General features: G+C 74.9%; 17 protein-coding genes. 14 read left to right on the plus strand and 3 right to left on the minus strand.

Features of this window, described 5'->3' with window-relative positions; translation table 11 throughout:
• The first annotated feature begins 64 nt into the window (after positions 1-64).
• From glmS to tsaD, 13 genes are all read left to right on the plus strand, one after another.
• Positions 65-1,921 carry a glutamine--fructose-6-phosphate transaminase (isomerizing) gene (gene glmS, locus AAEM63_RS03735; protein ID WP_341360316.1) on the plus strand — a complete coding sequence of 619 codons (1,857 nt, stop codon included), beginning with the start codon at positions 65-67 and terminating at the stop codon, positions 1,919-1,921.
• A 25-nt stretch (positions 1,922-1,946) separates the two neighbouring features.
• Positions 1,947-2,297, plus strand: coding sequence for a holo-ACP synthase (locus AAEM63_RS03740; protein ID WP_123917171.1), 351 nt, complete (start codon positions 1,947-1,949; stop codon positions 2,295-2,297).
• 52 nt (positions 2,298-2,349) lie between these two features.
• Positions 2,350-3,927, plus strand: a complete 1,578-nt coding sequence (locus tag AAEM63_RS03745; RefSeq protein ID WP_341360317.1) for an NAD(P)H-hydrate epimerase — start codon at positions 2,350-2,352, stop codon at positions 3,925-3,927.
• A 27-nt stretch (positions 3,928-3,954) separates the two neighbouring features.
• Positions 3,955-5,130, plus strand: coding sequence for an alanine racemase (alr, locus tag AAEM63_RS03750; protein WP_341360318.1), 1,176 nt, complete (start codon positions 3,955-3,957; stop codon positions 5,128-5,130).
• On the plus strand, positions 5,127-5,636 hold the full coding sequence (gene tsaE / locus AAEM63_RS03755; RefSeq protein ID WP_341360319.1) for a tRNA (adenosine(37)-N6)-threonylcarbamoyltransferase complex ATPase subunit type 1 TsaE: 510 nt from the start codon (positions 5,127-5,129) through the stop codon (positions 5,634-5,636). The genes alr and tsaE overlap by 4 nt, the downstream gene beginning before the upstream one ends.
• On the plus strand, positions 5,633-6,544 hold the full coding sequence (locus AAEM63_RS03760; RefSeq protein WP_341360320.1) for a hypothetical protein: 912 nt from the start codon (positions 5,633-5,635) through the stop codon (positions 6,542-6,544). Before tsaE ends, AAEM63_RS03760 begins: the two co-directional genes overlap by 4 nt.
• 26 nt (positions 6,545-6,570) lie before the next feature.
• Positions 6,571-7,260 (plus strand): tRNA (adenosine(37)-N6)-threonylcarbamoyltransferase complex dimerization subunit type 1 TsaB, encoded by a 690-nt coding sequence (tsaB, locus tag AAEM63_RS03765; RefSeq protein WP_341360321.1) that lies wholly within the window; start codon positions 6,571-6,573, stop codon positions 7,258-7,260.
• Positions 7,261-7,286: 26 nt separating this feature from the next.
• Positions 7,287-7,736, plus strand: coding sequence for a ribosomal protein S18-alanine N-acetyltransferase (rimI, locus tag AAEM63_RS03770; protein ID WP_341360322.1), 450 nt, complete (start codon positions 7,287-7,289; stop codon positions 7,734-7,736).
• Positions 7,733-8,611 carry a sulfurtransferase gene (locus AAEM63_RS03775; protein WP_341360323.1) on the plus strand — a complete coding sequence of 293 codons (879 nt, stop codon included), beginning with the start codon at positions 7,733-7,735 and terminating at the stop codon, positions 8,609-8,611. Before rimI ends, AAEM63_RS03775 begins: the two co-directional genes overlap by 4 nt.
• A 167-nt stretch (positions 8,612-8,778) precedes the next feature.
• Positions 8,779-9,474 carry a succinate dehydrogenase cytochrome b subunit gene (locus AAEM63_RS03780; protein ID WP_341360324.1) on the plus strand — a complete coding sequence of 232 codons (696 nt, stop codon included), beginning with the start codon at positions 8,779-8,781 and terminating at the stop codon, positions 9,472-9,474.
• Positions 9,475-9,485: 11 nt separating this feature from the next.
• Positions 9,486-11,456, plus strand: a complete 1,971-nt coding sequence (locus tag AAEM63_RS03785; RefSeq protein ID WP_341360325.1) for a fumarate reductase/succinate dehydrogenase flavoprotein subunit — start codon at positions 9,486-9,488, stop codon at positions 11,454-11,456.
• A gap of 17 nt (positions 11,457-11,473) precedes the next feature.
• Positions 11,474-12,196: a succinate dehydrogenase/fumarate reductase iron-sulfur subunit gene (locus AAEM63_RS03790; protein WP_341361299.1), complete on the plus strand. Its 723-nt coding sequence runs from the start codon at positions 11,474-11,476 to the stop codon at positions 12,194-12,196.
• A gap of 64 nt (positions 12,197-12,260) precedes the next feature.
• Positions 12,261-13,304 (plus strand): tRNA (adenosine(37)-N6)-threonylcarbamoyltransferase complex transferase subunit TsaD, encoded by a 1,044-nt coding sequence (gene tsaD, locus AAEM63_RS03795; protein WP_341360326.1) that lies wholly within the window; start codon positions 12,261-12,263, stop codon positions 13,302-13,304.
• A gap of 120 nt (positions 13,305-13,424) precedes the next feature.
• Here tsaD and AAEM63_RS03800 read toward each other — a convergent pair whose 3' ends face one another.
• The 3 genes from AAEM63_RS03800 to AAEM63_RS03810 all read right to left on the minus strand — a co-directional run bounded on the left by AAEM63_RS03800 (position 13,425) and on the right by AAEM63_RS03810 (position 15,553).
• On the minus strand, positions 13,425-13,937 hold the full coding sequence (locus AAEM63_RS03800) for a hypothetical protein (RefSeq protein WP_341360327.1): 513 nt from the start codon (positions 13,935-13,937) through the stop codon (positions 13,425-13,427).
• On the minus strand, positions 13,934-14,290 hold the full coding sequence (locus AAEM63_RS03805; protein WP_341360328.1) for a PadR family transcriptional regulator: 357 nt from the start codon (positions 14,288-14,290) through the stop codon (positions 13,934-13,936). The genes AAEM63_RS03800 and AAEM63_RS03805 overlap by 4 nt, the downstream gene beginning before the upstream one ends.
• A 132-nt stretch (positions 14,291-14,422) precedes the next feature.
• Positions 14,423-15,553, minus strand: coding sequence for a glutamate--cysteine ligase (locus tag AAEM63_RS03810; protein ID WP_341360329.1), 1,131 nt, complete (start codon positions 15,551-15,553; stop codon positions 14,423-14,425).
• 191 nt (positions 15,554-15,744) lie between these two features.
• Between AAEM63_RS03810 and AAEM63_RS03815 the strand changes: the two genes are divergently transcribed.
• Positions 15,745-16,800: a zinc-dependent alcohol dehydrogenase family protein gene (locus AAEM63_RS03815; protein ID WP_341360330.1), complete on the plus strand. Its 1,056-nt coding sequence runs from the start codon at positions 15,745-15,747 to the stop codon at positions 16,798-16,800.
• Positions 16,801-16,851: the final 51 nt, after the last annotated feature.

Genomic DNA, 16,851 nt, shown 5'->3' on the forward strand with positions numbered 1-16,851 from the left:
GGCCGCGCCGGGCGCACGGCCCGCCGGGCGGGCCGGGCCGGCGGCGGCGGATATCCTGGCCCGCATGTGTGGAATCGTCGGCTACGTGGGCCCCGCCCAGCCCAGCTCCCGTCCCCTCGAGGTCGCCCTCGGCGGCCTGGCACGGCTGGAGTACCGGGGGTACGACTCCGCCGGCGTCGCCCTCGTCACGCCCGACGGGCTCGCCACGGCCAAGAAGGCCGGCAGGCTCGCCAACCTGCGCGAGGCCCTGGCCGCGAACCCGCTGCCCGACGCCACCGCCGCGATCGGGCACACCCGGTGGGCCACCCACGGCGCCCCCACCGATGCCAACGCCCACCCGCACCTGAGCGAGGACGGCCGGCTCGCCGTCATCCACAACGGCATCATCGAGAACTTCGTGCCCCTGCGCACCGAGCTGCGCCAGGCCGGGGTGACCTTCGCCTCCGAGACCGACACCGAGGTCGTCGCCCACCTGCTCGCCCGCGCCTACGACGAGACCCGCGACCTCACCGCCGCCATGCTCGCCGTCACCCGGCGTCTCGAGGGCGCCTTCACCCTCCTGGCGGTGCACGCCGACGAGCCCGGCACCGTGGTCGGCGCCCGCCTGAACTCCCCCCTCGTCGTCGGCCTGGGCGAGGGCGAGAACTTCCTCGGCTCGGACGTCTCGGCGTTCATCGCCCACACCAAGGAGGCCCTCGAGCTGGGCCAGGACCAGGTCGTGACCATCACCGCCGACTCCGTCACGGTCGTGGACGGCGACGGCAACCCGGCCGAGGGCCGCCGGTACACCGTCGACTGGGACGCCGACGCCGCCGTCAAGGGCGGCTTCGCCACGTTCATGGACAAGGAGATCCACGACCAGCCCAAGGCGGTGGCCGACACGCTCCTGGGGCGCACGGACGAGGCGGGCAACCTCATCCTGGACGAGCTGCGCATCGACGAGGCCGTCCTGCGCAGCGTCGACAAGATCATCGTCATCGCCTGCGGGACCGCCGCCTACGCCGGGCACGTGGCCAAGTACGCGATCGAGCACTGGGTGCGCATCCCCGTCGAGGTCGAGCTCGCGCACGAGTTCCGCTACCGCGACCCGGTCGTCAACGAGAAGACCCTGGTCGTCGCGGTCTCCCAGTCCGGGGAGACCATGGACACCCTCATGGCGCTGCGCCACGCCCGTGAGCAGGGCTCGAAGGTCCTCGCCGTCGTCAACACCCACGGCTCGACCATCGCCCGCGAGGCCGACGCGGTGCTGTACACCCACGCCGGCCCGGAGGTGGCGGTCGCCTCCACGAAGGCCTTCCTCGCCCAGATCACCGCCACCTACCTCCTGGGCCTCTACCTCGCCCAGCTGCGCGGCACGAAGTACGCCGACGAGGTGGCCGGCTACCTCGCCGAGCTCGCCCTGCTGCCCGCGAAGATCCAGCAGGTCCTCGACCACGCGGAGGAGGTGCGCGAGGTGGCCCGCTCCATGAAGGACACCACCTCGGTGCTCTTCCTCGGCCGTCACGTCGGCTTCCCCGTGGCCCTGGAGGGGGCGCTCAAGCTCAAGGAGCTCGCCTACATCCACGCCGAGGGCTTCGCCGCCGGCGAGCTCAAGCACGGCCCCATCGCCCTCATCGAGGAGGGTCAGCCGGTCTTCGTCGTGGTCCCGACGCCGCGCCGGCCCACCCTGCACAGCAAGGTCGTGTCCAACATCCAGGAGATCCGCGCCCGCGGCGCCCGGACCCTGGTCATCGCGGAGGAGGGGGACGAGGCCGTCACGCCCTACGCCGACGTCGTCTTCCGGGTCCCGCGCACCCCGACCCTCATGATGCCGCTCGTCACGGTCGTCCCGCTGCAGATCTTCGCCGCGGAGCTCGCCACCGCCAAGGGCCTGGACGTCGACCAGCCCCGCAACCTCGCCAAGTCCGTGACCGTGGAGTGAGGCGGCCGGCCGGCGGGGGGACGCCGTGATCGTCTCGGTGGGCATCGACGTCGTCGACGTCGCCCGCTTCGTGGCCGAGGTCGAGCGCGTCCCGCGCCTGCGGGAGAAGATCTTCACCCCCGACGAGCGGGACCTGCCCGACGCCTCCCTCGCCGCGCGCTTCGCCGCCAAGGAGGCGATCGCCAAGGCCCTGGGCGCCCCGGCGGGCATGCGCTGGCACGACTGCACGGTGCACCGCGTCGTCGGCGGCCCGCCCGTGGTGGAGATCCGCGGCACGGTGGCCGCCCGGGCCGCCGAGCTCGGCATCACCCGCTGGCACCTGTCGATCTCCCACGACGCCGGCATCGCCTCGGCGATGGTCGTCGCCGAGTCCTGAGCGTCCGGCCCGTCGGCCGGTGCGGCGGCGCCCGGCGGGGCACGATGGGGGCATGATCAACGCGCACAGCGCCGCCGCGGTCCGCGCGGCGGAAGAGCCCCTCCTGGCCGCCGGCCGCCCCCTCATGGCCACCGCCGCCTTCGCGCTGGCCACCCGCGTCGCCGCCGCGCTGCGGCGCGAGGGCTACCGGGTGAGCGGCTCGATCGTGCTGCTGCTGGTCGGCGGCGGCAACAACGGCGGGGACGCGCTCCACGCCGGGGCGCACCTGGCGCGCCGGGGCTGCCTCGTCCACGCCGCGCTGCTCGGCCGCGCCCACCCGGGCGGCCTGGCCGCGGCCACGGCCGCCGGGGTCCAGGTGCACGACCTCACCGAGGACGACGACCCCGCCGGGGTCGTCCTGGAGCTCGCGGGCTGGTCCGGGGTGTGGGTGGACGCCCTCGTCGGCATCGGTGCGCGCGGGGCCCTGCGCGAGCCGCTGGCGGGGGTGGTCGAGGCGCTCGCCGAGGAGCGGGCCGAGAACCCCGGTGGCGCGATCGTCGTCGCCGTGGACGTCCCCTCCGGCATCGGGGTCGACGACGGCACCCTGCCCGGGCCCGTGCTCCCGGCGGACGTGACCGTCACCATGGGGGCGCCCAAGCCCGGCCTGCTCCTGCCGCCCGCCGCCGACCTCGCCGGCCGGGTGGAGGTCGCCGACGTCGGGCTCGACGCGCTCGACGACGCCGTCCCGGCCGTGTGCCGTCTCACCGGCGACGACGTCACCGCGCTGTGGCCCGTGCCCGGGCCCGGCGACCACAAGTACACCCGCGGGGTCCTGGGGCTGGTGGCCGGCTCCCAGACCTATCCCGGCGCGGCCGTCCTGGCCGCCGCCGGGGCCCTGCGCACGGGCCTGGGCATGGTCCGCTACCTCGGCCCGGAGGTCCCCACCGCGCTGGTCCACCAGCGCTTCCCCGAGGTGGTCGCCGTCCCCGGCCGGGTGCAGGCCTGGGTGCTCGGCCCCGGGGTGGGGCCGGAGCCCTCGGTGCGGTCGGAGGAGGTCGGCGAGGCCCTCGCCGCCGCCCTGGCGGCGCACCAGCCGGTGGTGCTCGACGCCGGGGCGCTCGCCCTGCTCGGTGAGGCCTTCACCGACCTGCCCGCCACCGTCGTGCTGACCCCGCACGCCGGTGAGCTCGCCGCGCTGCTCACGGCGCGCGGGGAGGAGACCAGCCGCGAGGACGTCGAGGACGCGCCCGCCCGCCACGCCCGCCTGGCGGCGGAGATCACCGGCGCGACGGTCCTGCTCAAGGGCGCCACCACGGTGGTGGCCGCCCCGGACGGCCCGCTCTACGCCCAGGCCGAGGCCACCGGCTGGCTGGCCACCGCCGGCGCCGGGGACGTCCTGGCGGGGATGGTCGGGGCGCTGCTGGCGGGGTACGGCGACCTGCTCGCCGGTGAGGTGCACGGCGCCCTGCCCTCCGACGGCGCGGGCCTGCCCGCGCGCCTGGCCGCCGCGGCCGCCCTGGTGCACGGCCGTGCCGCCCGGACCGCCGCGGGGCTGACCGGCGAGGACGCCGCCGGCGGTGCCGGGGCGCCCGTCACCGCCATGGACGTCGCCGCCGCGGTCCCGGCCGCGCTGCGTGCCCTGCTCGGCTGAGCCGCGATGGGTGGGAGACTGGGCGCCGTGAGCACCCCGGACGGCGAGCACGACGGCGCCCCCGCCCACCCCGCCCGGGCCGTCGTCGACCTCGGTGCCGTCGCCGGCAACGTGGCCGCGCTCCGCGGCGCGGCCCCGACCGCGGAGATGATGGCGGTGGTCAAGGCCGACGCGTACGGCCACGGGCTCCTGCCGGTCGCCCGCACGGCGGTCGCGGCCGGCGCGACGTGGCTCGGCGTCGCCCAGCTCGAGGAGGCGCTGCTCCTGCGGGCGGGCCTGCCCGGCCCGCGCATCCTCACCTGGCTCTACGCCCCCGGCGCCCCGCTGCACCTGGCGCTCACGGCCGACCTCGACCTCTCCGCGTCGGCGCCCTGGGCGGTGCGGGAGGTGGCGGCCGCCGCCCGCGCGACGGGTCGGACCGCCAGGGTGCACCTCAAGGTCGACACCGGGATGGGCCGCGGCGGCGCCCGGCCCGAGGCGTTCGGCGACCTCGTCGACGCCGCACGCCGGGCCGAGGCCGAGGGCACGATCGAGGTGGTCGGCATCTGGTCGCACCTGGCGTGCGCCGACGAGGTGGACAGCCCTGTCACCGCCGCGCAGACCGAGGCCTTCGCCGCCGCCGTCGCCGCTGCGGAGGCCGCCGGGCTGCGGCCGCAGGTCCGCCACCTCGCCGCGTCCTCCGGGACGCTGTTCCACCCCGCCACCCACTTCGACCTCGTGCGCCCGGGCATCGCGGTCTACGGCCTCAGCCCCGCCCCGGAGGTCGCCGGCGCCGAGGCCCTCGGGCTGCGCCCGGCGATGCGGCTCGAGGCCCGCCTGACCCTGGTCAAGCCCGCCCCGGCGGGCACCGCGGTGTCCTACGGCCACACCGAGCGCACCACGACCGACACCCACCTCGGCGTCGTCCCGCTCGGCTACGGCGACGGCATCCCCCGGGCGGCCTCGTCCGCCGGCCCGGTCCAGGTGGCCGGCCGGCGCCTGCGCGTGACCGGCCGGGTGTGCATGGACCAGGTGGTCCTCGACCTCGGCCCGGACGGCGGCGCGGTCGCCGAGGGGGACGTGGCGGTGCTGTTCGGCGAGGGCCGGGCGGGGGAGCCCACCGCGGACGACTGGGCGCGGGTCTGCGGCACCATCAGCTACGAGATCGTCACCAGGCTCGGGGCTCGCGTGCCCCGGCACTACCTCCCCGGGGAGCACGCATGACCACCACCGTCCACGTCGCCGACGCCGAGGCCACCCGCGAGCTCGGGCGGCGCCTCGCCGGGCTGCTCCGGGCCGGGGACCTCGTGCTCCTCTCCGGCGGCCTCGGGGCCGGGAAGACCACCCTGACCCAGGGGATCGGTACCGGTCTGGACGTGCGCGGCCAGGTGGCCTCGCCGACCTTCATCATCGCGCGCGTCCACCCCGCGCTCTCCGGCGGCCCCGACCTCGTCCACGTCGACGCCTACCGGCTCAGCTCCCTCGACGAGGTCGACGCCCTCGACCTGGACACCTCCCTCGACGACTCGGTCACGGTCGTGGAGTGGGGCGAGGGCAAGGTCGAGGCGCTCGCCGCCGACCGGCTCGAGGTGGAGGTCCGCCGCCCCCGCGGGGGCGCCGCCACGTCGATGGACGACCTCGCCGCCCCGGCGCCCCGTGAGGTGGTCCTCCGCGGGGTCGGCGAGCGGTGGGCCGGGGTGGACCTCGCCGCGCTCGCGGAGGCCGGGTGAGCCGCGGCCCGGCCGGCCGCACCACCCCCGGCCGCACCACCCCCGGCCGCACCACCGCTGGCCCGCGCACCGCGCACGTCACCGCGGCGGTCGCGCTGGCCCTGACGCTGGTCGTGCTCACCCTCGCCGCGGCGCTCGGACTCGCCCCCGCCGCGGGTGCCACCCCCGCACCGGAGGGCACGGCCTCGCCGTCGCCGTCGCCGGTGGCCGTGGCCGACGGCGTGCCGGCCGACGTCGTGGAGTGGTTCACCACGCAGACCGGCCCGGTCGTGGCCACGGAGGGTGCCGGCGAGCTCGACGAGCTCACCGCCGAGGAGCGCGGCCAGGTGGTCCCCGGCACCGTCCGGCCGGTGATGGGCTGGGCCCCGGGCGTGCTCGACGGCACCGACCTCGAGCCGCCCGCGCTCGCGACCCGGCAGTGGGTCGCGCCGCTCCTGCTGGGCGAGGAGCCGGTGGGCAGCCTCTTCGTCGCGGCCGACCCCGACGGCGCCGGCCCGGTCCTGGACCACATCGACGCCTCGGCCGACCTCGCCGCGGCCCTCGCGGAGCTCGACCCGGCGGCCTCGCTGGTGTACGACGCGCCCCTCGACGCCTGGTTCGCGGTGAGCGACGCCGTCGTCCGGCCCGTGGGCGAGGCCGCCGGCGAGGTGCTCGCCGGGGCGGTCGCCCTGGAGACCTACCAGCCGTTCCTGGCCGAGCGGTACGCGGCGGGGGACGACCCCGCCCAGGACCACGCGCCGCCGGAGGAGGGCGGCGGGTGGGGACCGGTGGCCGTCGTCGCCGCGGTCCTCGTCCTCGTCCTGGCGTGGGCGGCCCTCGTCGTCTGGCTGCGCCGCCCCGACCCCGCAGCCGGCGAGCCCGCCCCGGACCCGGCCCGGCACCCCCGCGACCCGCGGGTGCGCCGGTGACCGACTCGCGCACTACCCTGGGGCCCGTGCGGATCCTGTGCATCGACACCTCCGGCGGGAGCGCCGTGGCGCTCGTGGACGTCCCCGAGGAGGGCGGCACGACCGTGCTGTCGGCAGCGTCGGGCGAGGACCCCCGACGCCACGCGGAGAGCCTGAGCCCCCTCGTCGCCGAGGTCCTCGGCGGCGGGACGTTCGACGCTGTCGCCGTGGGCACCGGGCCTGCCCCCTTCACCGGTCTGCGGGTCGGCCTCGTCACCGCCCAGGTGCTCGCCCGCGGCCGGGGGGTGCCCGTCCACGGCGTCTCCACCCTCGACGTCCTGGCGCGCCAGGGCCTGGACGGTCTGCCGGTGGGCGAGGAGGTCCTCGTCGTCACCGACGCGCGGCGCAAGGAGGTCTACTGGGGCCGGTACGTCGCGGACGGCCCCGACGACGTCCGGCGGCTCGCGGGACCGGCGGTCGCCGCCCCTGCCACCCTCGACCCCGCCGGGGCCACCGTCCTGGGCCCGGGCGCCGCCCGCTACCCGGAGCTGCTCGTCGCCGCGCCCGGCACCCCTGCGAGCGTCGACCCGGCGGTGCTCGCCCGCGTCGTGCGGGCCCGCCTCGCCCGGCGGGCCGCCGGCGCGGAGGTCGAGCTCGGGACCGAGCCGCTGTACCTCCGGCGCCCCGACGTCCACCCGGCCGGCACCCCCAAGCGGGCGACCGCCCCCGCGCCGTGACCTCCCCGGCCCGCCTCCGCCCGCTCGTGAGCGCCGACCTCGACCGCGTCGTCGAGCTCGAGGGGGAGCTTTTCGGCCCCGGCGCCTGGAGCCGCGGGGTCTACCTCGACGAGCTCGCGGCCCCCGGGCGGACCTACCTCGCAGCCGTGGTCGACGGGACCGTCGTCGGCTACGCCGGCCTCGCCGCCGGGGAGGAGGCGCAGGTGATGACCGTGGGCGTCACCGCGCCCTACCGCCGTCGCGGCATCGCCCGCCAGCTCCTCGAGGCGCTCCTGTCCGCCGCCCGCGCGGACGGCTCGCGCACCGTCCTGCTGGAGGTGCGCGCCTCGGACGCCGGCGCGCAGCGGCTGTACGAGGGAGCGGGCTTCACCCGCATCGGGCTGCGGCGCGGCTACTACGCGGCCGAGGGCGAGGACGCCGTGGTCATGCGTGCCCGGCTCACGGCCTCCCCCGGCCCGGTGGGGAGCGAGCCGTGAGCAGCCCCCGCGAGCAGGTCCTCGTCAGCGCCGAGGAGCTGGCCGCCGAGCTCGCCGGCCCTCGTCCGCCGGTCCTGCTCGACGTGCGGTGGTCCCTCGCCGAGCCGGACGGACGCCCGGCGCACCGCGCCGGGCACCTGCCCGGGGCGGTCTTCGTCGACCTCGAGCGCGAGCTCGCCGCACCGCCGAGCCCGGCCGCCGGCCGCCACCCCCTGCCCTCGCCCGCCGACCTGGAGGCCGCCGCGCGCCGCTGGGGTCTGCGCCGCGACCGCGGCGTGGTCGCCTACGACGCCGTCGGGGCGACGTCCGCAGCCCGCGCCTGGTGGCTGCTGCGCTGGGCCGGGCTGGGGGACGTGCGCCTCCTCGACGGCGGCCTCGACGCCTGGCTCGCCGCCGGCGGTGCCCTCGAGACCGGGGAGGTCGTGCCCGACCCGGGCGACGTCGTCCTGCCGCTCGCCGCCGGCGGCCCGGCCGCGATGCCGACCACCGACGCGGACGGCGTCGCCGCCTGGGACGGGACGCTGCTCGACGCCCGTGCCGGGGAGCGCTACCGCGGCGAGCACGAGCCCGTGGACCCCCGGGCCGGCCACATTCCCGGCGCCGTCAGCGCCCCGACGACGGCGAACCTCACCGCCGCCGGCACCTTCCTCCCCGCGGCGGACCTCCGGGCCCGCTTCGACGCCCTCGGGGCGGTGGGTGCCACCGACGCCACCGACGCGACCGGCGTCGCGGTGGCCGTGTACTGCGGCTCGGGAGTGACCGCAGCCCACGAGATCGCCGCCCTGGCGAGCCTCGGTGTGCCCGCGACGCTCTACCCGGGCTCGTTCTCCCAGTGGTCGTCGGACCCCGGGCGCGAGGTCGTCACCGGCGGCTGAGACCCGGCCGGAAGTGACCAGCAGGCACACCGCCGTGCGCTGACGGGCGCCTCCATCGCGGCCGCCCGGAGGTTTCCGGTCAGATCCGTCCGTCATGCGCACAGGCGTACGCTCACGCGCTGGCCGTGGTCCCGGATGTGACCGAGAACTCGCTACGATGCAGGACCATGGTCACTGCCACTGCGCCGACGAAGCCGCGACGCGCCAACGGCACCACCGTCGCCCTGAAGTGGGCGATGGCGGTCTCGGGAATCGTCTTCGTCCTGTTCGTCCTGCTCCACATGTACGGCAACCTCAAGATGTTCTCGGGCCAGGAGGCGTTCGACGCCTACGCCGAGTCGCTGCGGGACCTGCTCTACCCGTACCTGCCGCACATGGGCTTCCTGTGGATCCAGCGCATCGGGCTGCTCGTGGCGCTCGCGGTGCACGTCGTCGCCGCCGTGACGCTGTGGCGCCGGGCGCGCGAGGCCCGCCGGGACCGTTACGTCATGCACAAGCGCCTCGCCCAGACGTACTCGGCGCGCACGGTGCGGTGGGGCGGGCTGATCCTGCTCGCGTTCGTCGTCTTCCACCTCCTGCAGTTCACGACGCTGACCATCAACGTCGGTGGCACCTTCGACAGCCCGTACGAGCGGTTCGTCGCCGCCTTCGAGCACTGGTGGCTCTACCTCGTCTACCTCGTCGCGATCGTCATGCTGACCATGCACGTGCGGCACGGGGTGTGGAGCGCGCTGCAGACCCTCGGCGCCTCGAACCGCCGTCGTCAGGGCGCGATCAACGCCACCGCCTATCTCGTCGCCGCGGCGCTGCTGGTCGGGTTCATGGCCCCCCCGACCGCCGTCCTGCTCGACTTCGTCAACTGAGGAACGAGAAGATGACAACGACTGACACGCTCGTCGCCGGCCTGTACAGCGAGGGCGAGGCGCTGGTCGACAGCAAGGAGCCCGCCGGCCCGCTCGCCGAGCGGTGGTCCAAGCGCAAGTTCTCCGCCCGCCTGGTCAACCCCGCGAACCGCCGCAAGCTCCACGTGATCATCGTCGGCACGGGTCTGGCCGGGGCGTCCGCCGCCGCCACGCTCGGCGAGGCCGGCTACCAGGTCAGCTCGTTCTTCTACCAGGACTCGCCGCGGCGCGCGCACTCCATCGCCGCGCAGGGCGGCATCAACGCCGCGAAGAACTACAAGAACGACAACGACTCCGTCTACCGGCTGTTCTACGACACGGTCAAGGGCGGGGACTTCCGGGCGCGGGAGTCCAACGTGTACCGCCTCGCCGAGGTCAGCGCGAGCATCATCGACCAGGCCGTGGCCCAGGGCGTGCCGTTCGCCCGCGAGTACGGCGGGCTGCTGGACAACCGATCGTTCGGCGGCGTGCAGGTCTCCCGCACCTTCTACGCGCGCGGGCAGACCGGCCAGCAGCTGCTCATCGGCGCCTACCAGGCCCTCGAGCGCCAGGTGGCGGCCGGCACCGTGACCACGTTCTCCCGGCACGAGATGCTCGAGCTCGTCGTCGTCGACGGGCGCGCCCGCGGCATCATCGTCCGGGACATGGTCACCGGCGAGATCGAGACCCACCTCGCCGACGTCGTCGTCCTGGCCACCGGCGGCTACGGCAACGTCTTCTACCTCTCCACCAACGCGATGGGCTCCAACGTCACCGCGAGCTGGCGCGCGCACCGCAAGGGCGCCCACTTCGCCAACCCCTGCTACACCCAGATCCACCCCACGTGCATCCCGGTCTCGGGCGACTACCAGTCCAAGCTCACCCTCATGAGCGAGTCGCTGCGCAACGACGGACGCATCTGGGTGCCCAAGGCGCCGGACGACACCCGCGACCCCCGGGAGATCCCCGAGGCCGAGCGGGACTACTACCTCGAGCGGATCTACCCCGCCTTCGGCAACCTCGTGCCCCGCGACATCGCCTCCCGGGCCGCCAAGTACGTCTGCGACGAGGGACGTGGGGTGGGGCCGGAGGTGGGCGGCGTCCGGCGCGGGGTCTACCTCGACTTCGCCGACGCGATCAGCCGCCTGGGCAAGGCGTCCGTCGCGGCGAAGTACGGCAACCTCTTCGACATGTACCAGCGCATCACGGGCGAGGACCCCTACGAGGTCCCGATGCGCATCTACCCGGCCGTGCACTACACGATGGGCGGGCTGTGGGTGGACTACGACCTCCAGTCCTCCGTCCCGGGGCTCTTCGTCGCCGGCGAGGCGAACTTCTCCGACCACGGCGCCAACCGGCTGGGCGCCTCCGCGCTCATGCAGGGCCTCTCGGACGGGTACTTCGTCCTGCCGAACACCATCAACGACTACCTCGCGGACGGCCCCTTCGAGAAGGTCCCCGCCGACCACCCCGCCGTCGTCGAGGCCGTCGAGTCCGTCCGGTCGCGCATCGCGCGCCTCCTCGGCGCCCGTGGCATGCGGTCGGTCGACTCCTTCCACAAGGAGCTCGGCCACATCATGTGGGAGTACTGCGGGATGGAGCGCACCGAGGAGGGCCTGCGCCTGGCCATCGGGCGCATCCGTGAGCTGCGTGAGGAGTTCTGGCGCGACGTGCGTGTGCTGGGTACCAACGAGGAGCTCAACCAGGCGCTCGAGCGGGCCAACCGCGTGGCCGACTTCATCGACCTCGGCGAGCTCATGTGCATCGACGCCCTCCACCGGCGCGAGTCCTGCGGCGGGCACTTCCGGGCGGAGTCGCAGACCCCCGACGGCGAGGCGCTGCGTGACGACGAGCAGTTCGCCTACGTCGCGGCGTGGGAGTGGGGCGGCGACGGCGTCCCGGTCCTGCACAAGGAAGACCTCAACTACGAGTACGTCGAGATGAAGCAGCGGAGCTACAAGTGAAGATCACCCTCAACGTCATGCGCCAGGCGTCCGCGGCCGCCGAGCCCCGTCTGGTCGCCTACGAGCTCGTGGGGATCTCCGAGGACATGTCCTTCCTCGAGATGCTCGACGTCCTCAACGAGGAGCTCACCCAGCGCGGCGAGGACCCCGTGGCGTTCGACTCCGACTGCCGCGAGGGCATCTGCGGCATGTGCGGCATCGTCATCAACGGCGTCGCCCACGGCCCCGAGCGGACGACCACGTGCCAGCTCCACATGCGCTCGTTCAAGGACGGCGACTCCATCACCCTGGAGCCGTGGCGCGCCAGCGCGTTCCCGGTGATCAAGGACCTCGTCGTGGACCGCACCGCCTTCGACCGGATCATCCAGGCCGGCGGGTACATCTCGGTCAACACCGGCGCGGCGCCGGACGCCCACGCGGTCCCGGTGCCCAAGGCCGCCGCCGACCGTGCCTTCGAGGCGGCCGCCTGCATCGGGTGCGGCGCCTGCGTGGCGGCGTGCCCGAACGCCTCGGCGATGCTCTTCACCGCGGCGAAGGTCACCCACCTGGGGCTGCTGCCCCAGGGCCAGCCCGAGCGCGAGGCCCGCGTGGTCGACATGCTCCACCAGCACGACGCCGAGGGCTTCGGCGGGTGCACGAACATCGGCGAGTGCGCCGCGGTGTGCCCCAAGGAGATCCCGCTCGACGTCATCGGCACGCTCAACGCCGACCTCGGGCTGGCGATGCGCGCCGGCCGCTGAGCCCGCCGGCGGGGCCGGGGACGCCCACCCCGGGGGGTGGTCGCCCCTGGCTTATCCTGGGGCGGTGAGCGACCCCATCGTCCTCGGCATCGAGACCTCCTGCGACGAGACCGGCGTGGCCCTCGTGCGCGGGCGCGAGCTCCTCGCCGACGTCACCGCCTCGTCCATGGACGAGCACGCCCGGTTCGGCGGCATCGTCCCGGAGGTGGCCTCGCGGGCCCACCTCGAGGCGTTCCTCCCCACCATCGACGCCGCGCTCGAGGCGGCCTCGCTCGAGCTGAGCGACGTCGACGCGATCGCCGTGACCGCCGGTCCCGGCCTCGTGGGATCGCTCACGGTCGGCTCGGCCGGCGCGAAGGCCCTCGCGCTGGCCACCGGCAAGCCGCTGTACGGCGTCAACCACGTCATCGGTCACGCCGCCGTCGACGAGCTCGTGCACGGCCCCTTCCCGGACCGTTTCATCGCGCTCGTGGTCTCCGGCGGGCACACGTCGCTGCTGCGGGTGGGGGACATCGCCACCGACGTCGTCGAGCTCGGCCAGACCCTCGACGACGCGGCGGGGGAGGCCTTCGACAAGGTGGGCCGCCTCCTGGGCCTGCCCTACCCGGGCGGTCCGCACGTCGACCGGCTCGCCCGCACCGGCGACCCGCAGGCGATCCGGTTCCCACGGGGGCTCTCGGCCGGCAAGGACAAGGTGCGCCACGCCTACGACTTCTCCTTCTCCGGCCTCAAGACGGCCGTGGCCCGGTACGTCGAGGGGTGCCAGGACCGCGGCGAGGAGGTGCCCGCGGCCGACGTCGCCGCGGGCTTCTCGGAGGCGGTGGCCGACGTCCTCACCCGCAAGGCGCTCGACGCGTGCGCGATGGACGGGATCGACACCCTCGTCATCGGCGGCGGCTTCTCGGCCAACTCGCGCCTGCGCGAGCTCGCGGCCGAACGGGCGGCCGAGCGCGGCATCACCCTGCGGATCCCGCCCATCCGGTACTGCACCGACAACGGGGCGATGATCGCGGCGCTCGGCGCGGCGCTCGTGCGGGCCGGGGCCGCGCCGTCGTCGCTGGAGCTGCCCACCGACTCGGGCATGCCGCTGGAGACCATCCGGGTCTGAGGCCCTCGGGGCCTGGGGGTCCCCACCGGTGCCGCCGCCTCCCGTCAGCCACCGTCCCGTCAGGCGTCGACCGGTCCCGGCGCGGTCCCGTCAGGCGCCGTCCCGTCAGGTGCCGACCGGTCAGGCCCCCACCGGTTCCCGGCGCCGTCCGGGCAGGACCCGCCACAGCCGCGACGTCGTCACGAAGAGCACGGCCGCCACGACGAGGCTCCACGGGACCGTGCTCGTCACCTCGAGGGAGGCCGCGTCCGCGGAGCGGACGACCGTGACCTCCGCCCACAGCAGCCGGGCGCTCGCGCCGCCGGGCAGGTCGGGCGCGACCTGGGCCAGCGCGGCGGCGAAGACGGCCAGCGCGACGAGGCACAGGAGGAGCCAGCCGGTCGCCCAGCTCAGGCCGAGGGCCCACCGGACCCGGCCCGGGGGCAGTGCGGCGGTGTACTCCTGGGCGAGGGCCCGGGCACTGCCGAGCGAGGCCACGGCCTCGCGCATCGAGGAGTGGGCGGCGGCCTCGTCGAGGTGGGTGCGCAGCTGGGCCCGCACCGCCCGTCGCTCGTGACCCGGGTGCTCGTCCATCCACAGGGCCAGGCCGGCGAGGTAGGCCTCACGGCGGGCGGTGTCGGCGAGTCTGGTCATGGGGACTCCTCGGTTCGTGGCGGCGGGGTCAGGGCCATGCGGACGACGTTGCCAAGCTGCTGCCAGGCACGGCGCTGCTCGGCCAGGTGGGTCAGGCCGGCCGGGGTGGGCGCGTAGTACTTGCGGGCGGGCCCGGACGCGGACGGCACGAGGTAGGAGCGCAGGTGGCCCTCGCGTTCCAGACGTGCGAGCACCGGGTAGACCGACCCGGCGGAGATGTCGGTCAGCCCCGTCTCCTGCAGGCGCACGACGAGGTCGTAGCCGTAGGAGTCGCGCTGGCGCAGGACCGCCAGGACGAGCATCGGCAGGACACCCTTGAGCAGCTGGGGGTCGCGCGGGGGAGCGGGGGCCACACCGAGACGGTATCGCCCGCTACTAGGTGATGACAAGTACTGGTCGATGCGGAGGAGCGCCGAGCCCGGCGCGCCGACGGGTTGGCGTTCCGCACGCGAGCCGCGACCCGTCCGCGATGGTCGCGCGCGGGGTCAGAGCGGGTGGCCCGCGCGCATCTCCCGAACCAGGGACTCCACGACCCCGTCGAGACCGGACCGTCCCGCGACGGCGAGCTGGCGCTGGTACGAGGCGCCGCCGTCGACGATCGCGGCGACGTCCGCGAGCTCCTCGACGCAGCCGAGGCGCTCGGCGACGGGCGCGAGCTCGGTGAGCATGCGGCTGACCGTCTCGCCGACCAGCTCCTCCTCGCCCGCGTCGTCGAGGATGAGGATGGCCTCCATCCCGTACCGGGCGGCGCGCCACTTGTTCTCCACCGCGAACCACCGTGGGACGGTGGGCAGCTCCAGCCCGCGGTCGAGCATCGTCGAGTAGTGCTCGACCAGGCAGTGGGTCAGCGCGGAGAGCGCCACCGTCTCGCGCAGGGTGGGTGAGGCGTCGCAGACCCGCACCTCGATCGTGCCCAGCCGCGGCGACGGACGGATGTCCCAGCGCAGCTCGTCGAAGGAGTCGATCACGCCCGTGCGGGTCATGTCCCCGACGAAGTGCTCGAGATCCGCCCAGCGCCCGAACTGGTAGGGGATGCCGGCCGTCGGCAGCTGCTGGAACATCATCGCCCGGTTCGAGGCGTAGCCGGTGTCCTCACCGGCCCAGAAGGGCGAGGACGAGGCGAGCGCCTGGAGGTGGGCGAACCGGGTGAGCAGCGCGCCGATGATCGGCAGCACCTTGGCGCGGTCCTCGATGCCGACGTGGACGTGCACGCCGTAGAGCAGCATCTGCCGGCCCCACCAGCGGGTCCGGTCCATGAGGGTGGCGTAGCGGTCCTTGTTGGTGACCTTCTGGAAGGCCGGCCGCGCGAACGGGTGCGTGCCGGCGCCGACCAGCTCGATGCGCAGCGGGTCGGTCACCGCGCGCAGGTCCGTCACCGCGCGCGCGAGGTCGGCGCCCGCCTGGCCCACGCTCTCGCTGACGCCGGAGACGACCTCGACGGTGTTGAGCAGCAGCTCGGGGTGGACGTTGGGGTGACCGCGGCCGTCGGGGAGGGCGACGCCGTCGAGGACGGCGGTGGCGGCCTGGCGCAGGTCGCCCGAGTCGGCGTCGACGAGCTGGAGCTCCCACTCCAGACCGACCGTCGAGCGCCGCGAGGGGGCGAAGGGCAGGTCCACGGGGCCAGTGTGCCGTGCGTGGCGCCCGGCCGCGACGCACGCCCGGGGCGGGTGGCCCGCGAGCGCCGGCGGCCGGACCGTGCTCGGGACCAAGGGCCCGTTCCCGGACATAGCGGGACGAGGACGCTGGGACGAGCGTGTCCTGTGTCACAGCACCGACCGATGCTGCAGGGCACCGGCTCGGAGGAACCATGAAGGCACTCGTCTACCACGGACCCGGCAACAAGGCCTGGGAGGACGTCCCGGACCCCACGATCATCGACCCCACCGACGTCGTCGTGAAGGTGGAGACCACCACCATCTGCGGGACCGACCTGCACATCCTCAAGGGCGACGTCCCCGCCGTCACCGACGGACGCATCCTCGGCCACGAGGGTGTCGGCACGATCACCGAGGTCGGCGCCGCGGTGACCACCCTCAAGGTCGGCGACCGGGTCATCATCTCGTGCATCAGCGCGTGCGGCTCCTGCTCGTACTGCCACCAGGGCCTGTACGCGCACTGCCTCGCGGACGAGGGGGCGAGCGGGATCGGCTGGATCTTCGGCCACCTCATCGACGGCACCCAGGCGGAGTACGTCCGCGTGCCCTTCGCCGACAACTCCCTGTACAAGGTGCCCGAGGGCGTCTCCGACGACGCCGCCGTCATGCTCTCCGACATCCTGCCCACCGGGTTCGAGATCGGCGTCCGGTACGGCAAGGTGGAGCCGGGCGACGTCGTCGCCGTCGTGGGTGCCGGGCCGGTCGGTCTGGCCGCGATCATGACCGCGGGCCTCTACGGTGCGGCGCGCGTCATCGCCATCGACCTCGACGACAACCGGCTCGAGATGGCCAAGGCCTTCGGCGCCACCGACGGCGTCAACAGCGGGTCGCCGGACTTCGTCGAGACGGTCAAGGCCATGACGGACGGCCTCGGTGTCGACGTCGCGATCGAGGCCGTCGGCATCCCGGCGACCTTCGACACGTGCCTCAAGCTCGTCCGGTCCGGTGGCTCGGTCGCCAACGTCGGCGTCCACGGCAAGGCCGTCGAGCTCCCGCTGCAGGACCTGTGGATCCAGGACATCGCGATCACCATGGGCCTGGTGAGCACGTCGACGACGTCGATGCTCCTCAAGCTCGTCGCCCAGAAGAAGCTGCCGGCCGAGAAGTTCGCGACCCACCGCTTCACCTTCGACCAGATGCTCGAGGCCTACGACACCTTCGGCCGCGCCGCCGAGACGAAGGCGCTCAAGGTGGTCATCTCCGGCTGATCCGCCCGGGCGCGCCGCGGAGTGCTCCGCGGCGCGCCCTCGCGCGTGCGG

It is taken from the genome of Georgenia sp. M64 (genome assembly GCF_038049925.1).
Classification (GTDB): domain Bacteria; phylum Actinomycetota; class Actinomycetes; order Actinomycetales; family Actinomycetaceae; genus Georgenia.

Excerpts from the sequence above, each read along its gene's own strand:
- AAEM63_RS03745 (WP_341360317.1), top strand. The coding sequence starts at position 2,350 with ATGATCAACGCGCACAGCGCCGCCGCGGTCCGCGCGGCGGAAGAGCCC.
- tsaE (WP_341360319.1), top strand. The coding sequence starts at position 5,127 with ATGACCACCACCGTCCACGTCGCCGACGCCGAGGCCACCCGCGAGCTC.
- AAEM63_RS03780 (WP_341360324.1), top strand. The coding sequence starts at position 8,779 with ATGGTCACTGCCACTGCGCCGACGAAGCCGCGACGCGCCAACGGCACC.
- AAEM63_RS03790 (WP_341361299.1), top strand. The coding sequence starts at position 11,474 with ATGCGCCAGGCGTCCGCGGCCGCCGAGCCCCGTCTGGTCGCCTACGAG.
- AAEM63_RS03800 (WP_341360327.1), bottom strand. The coding sequence starts at position 13,937 with ATGACCAGACTCGCCGACACCGCCCGCCGTGAGGCCTACCTCGCCGGC.
- glmS (WP_341360316.1), top strand. The coding sequence starts at position 65 with ATGTGTGGAATCGTCGGCTACGTGGGCCCCGCCCAGCCCAGCTCCCGT.
- AAEM63_RS03815 (WP_341360330.1), top strand. The coding sequence starts at position 15,745 with ATGAAGGCACTCGTCTACCACGGACCCGGCAACAAGGCCTGGGAGGAC.
- AAEM63_RS03785 (WP_341360325.1), top strand. The coding sequence starts at position 9,486 with ATGACAACGACTGACACGCTCGTCGCCGGCCTGTACAGCGAGGGCGAG.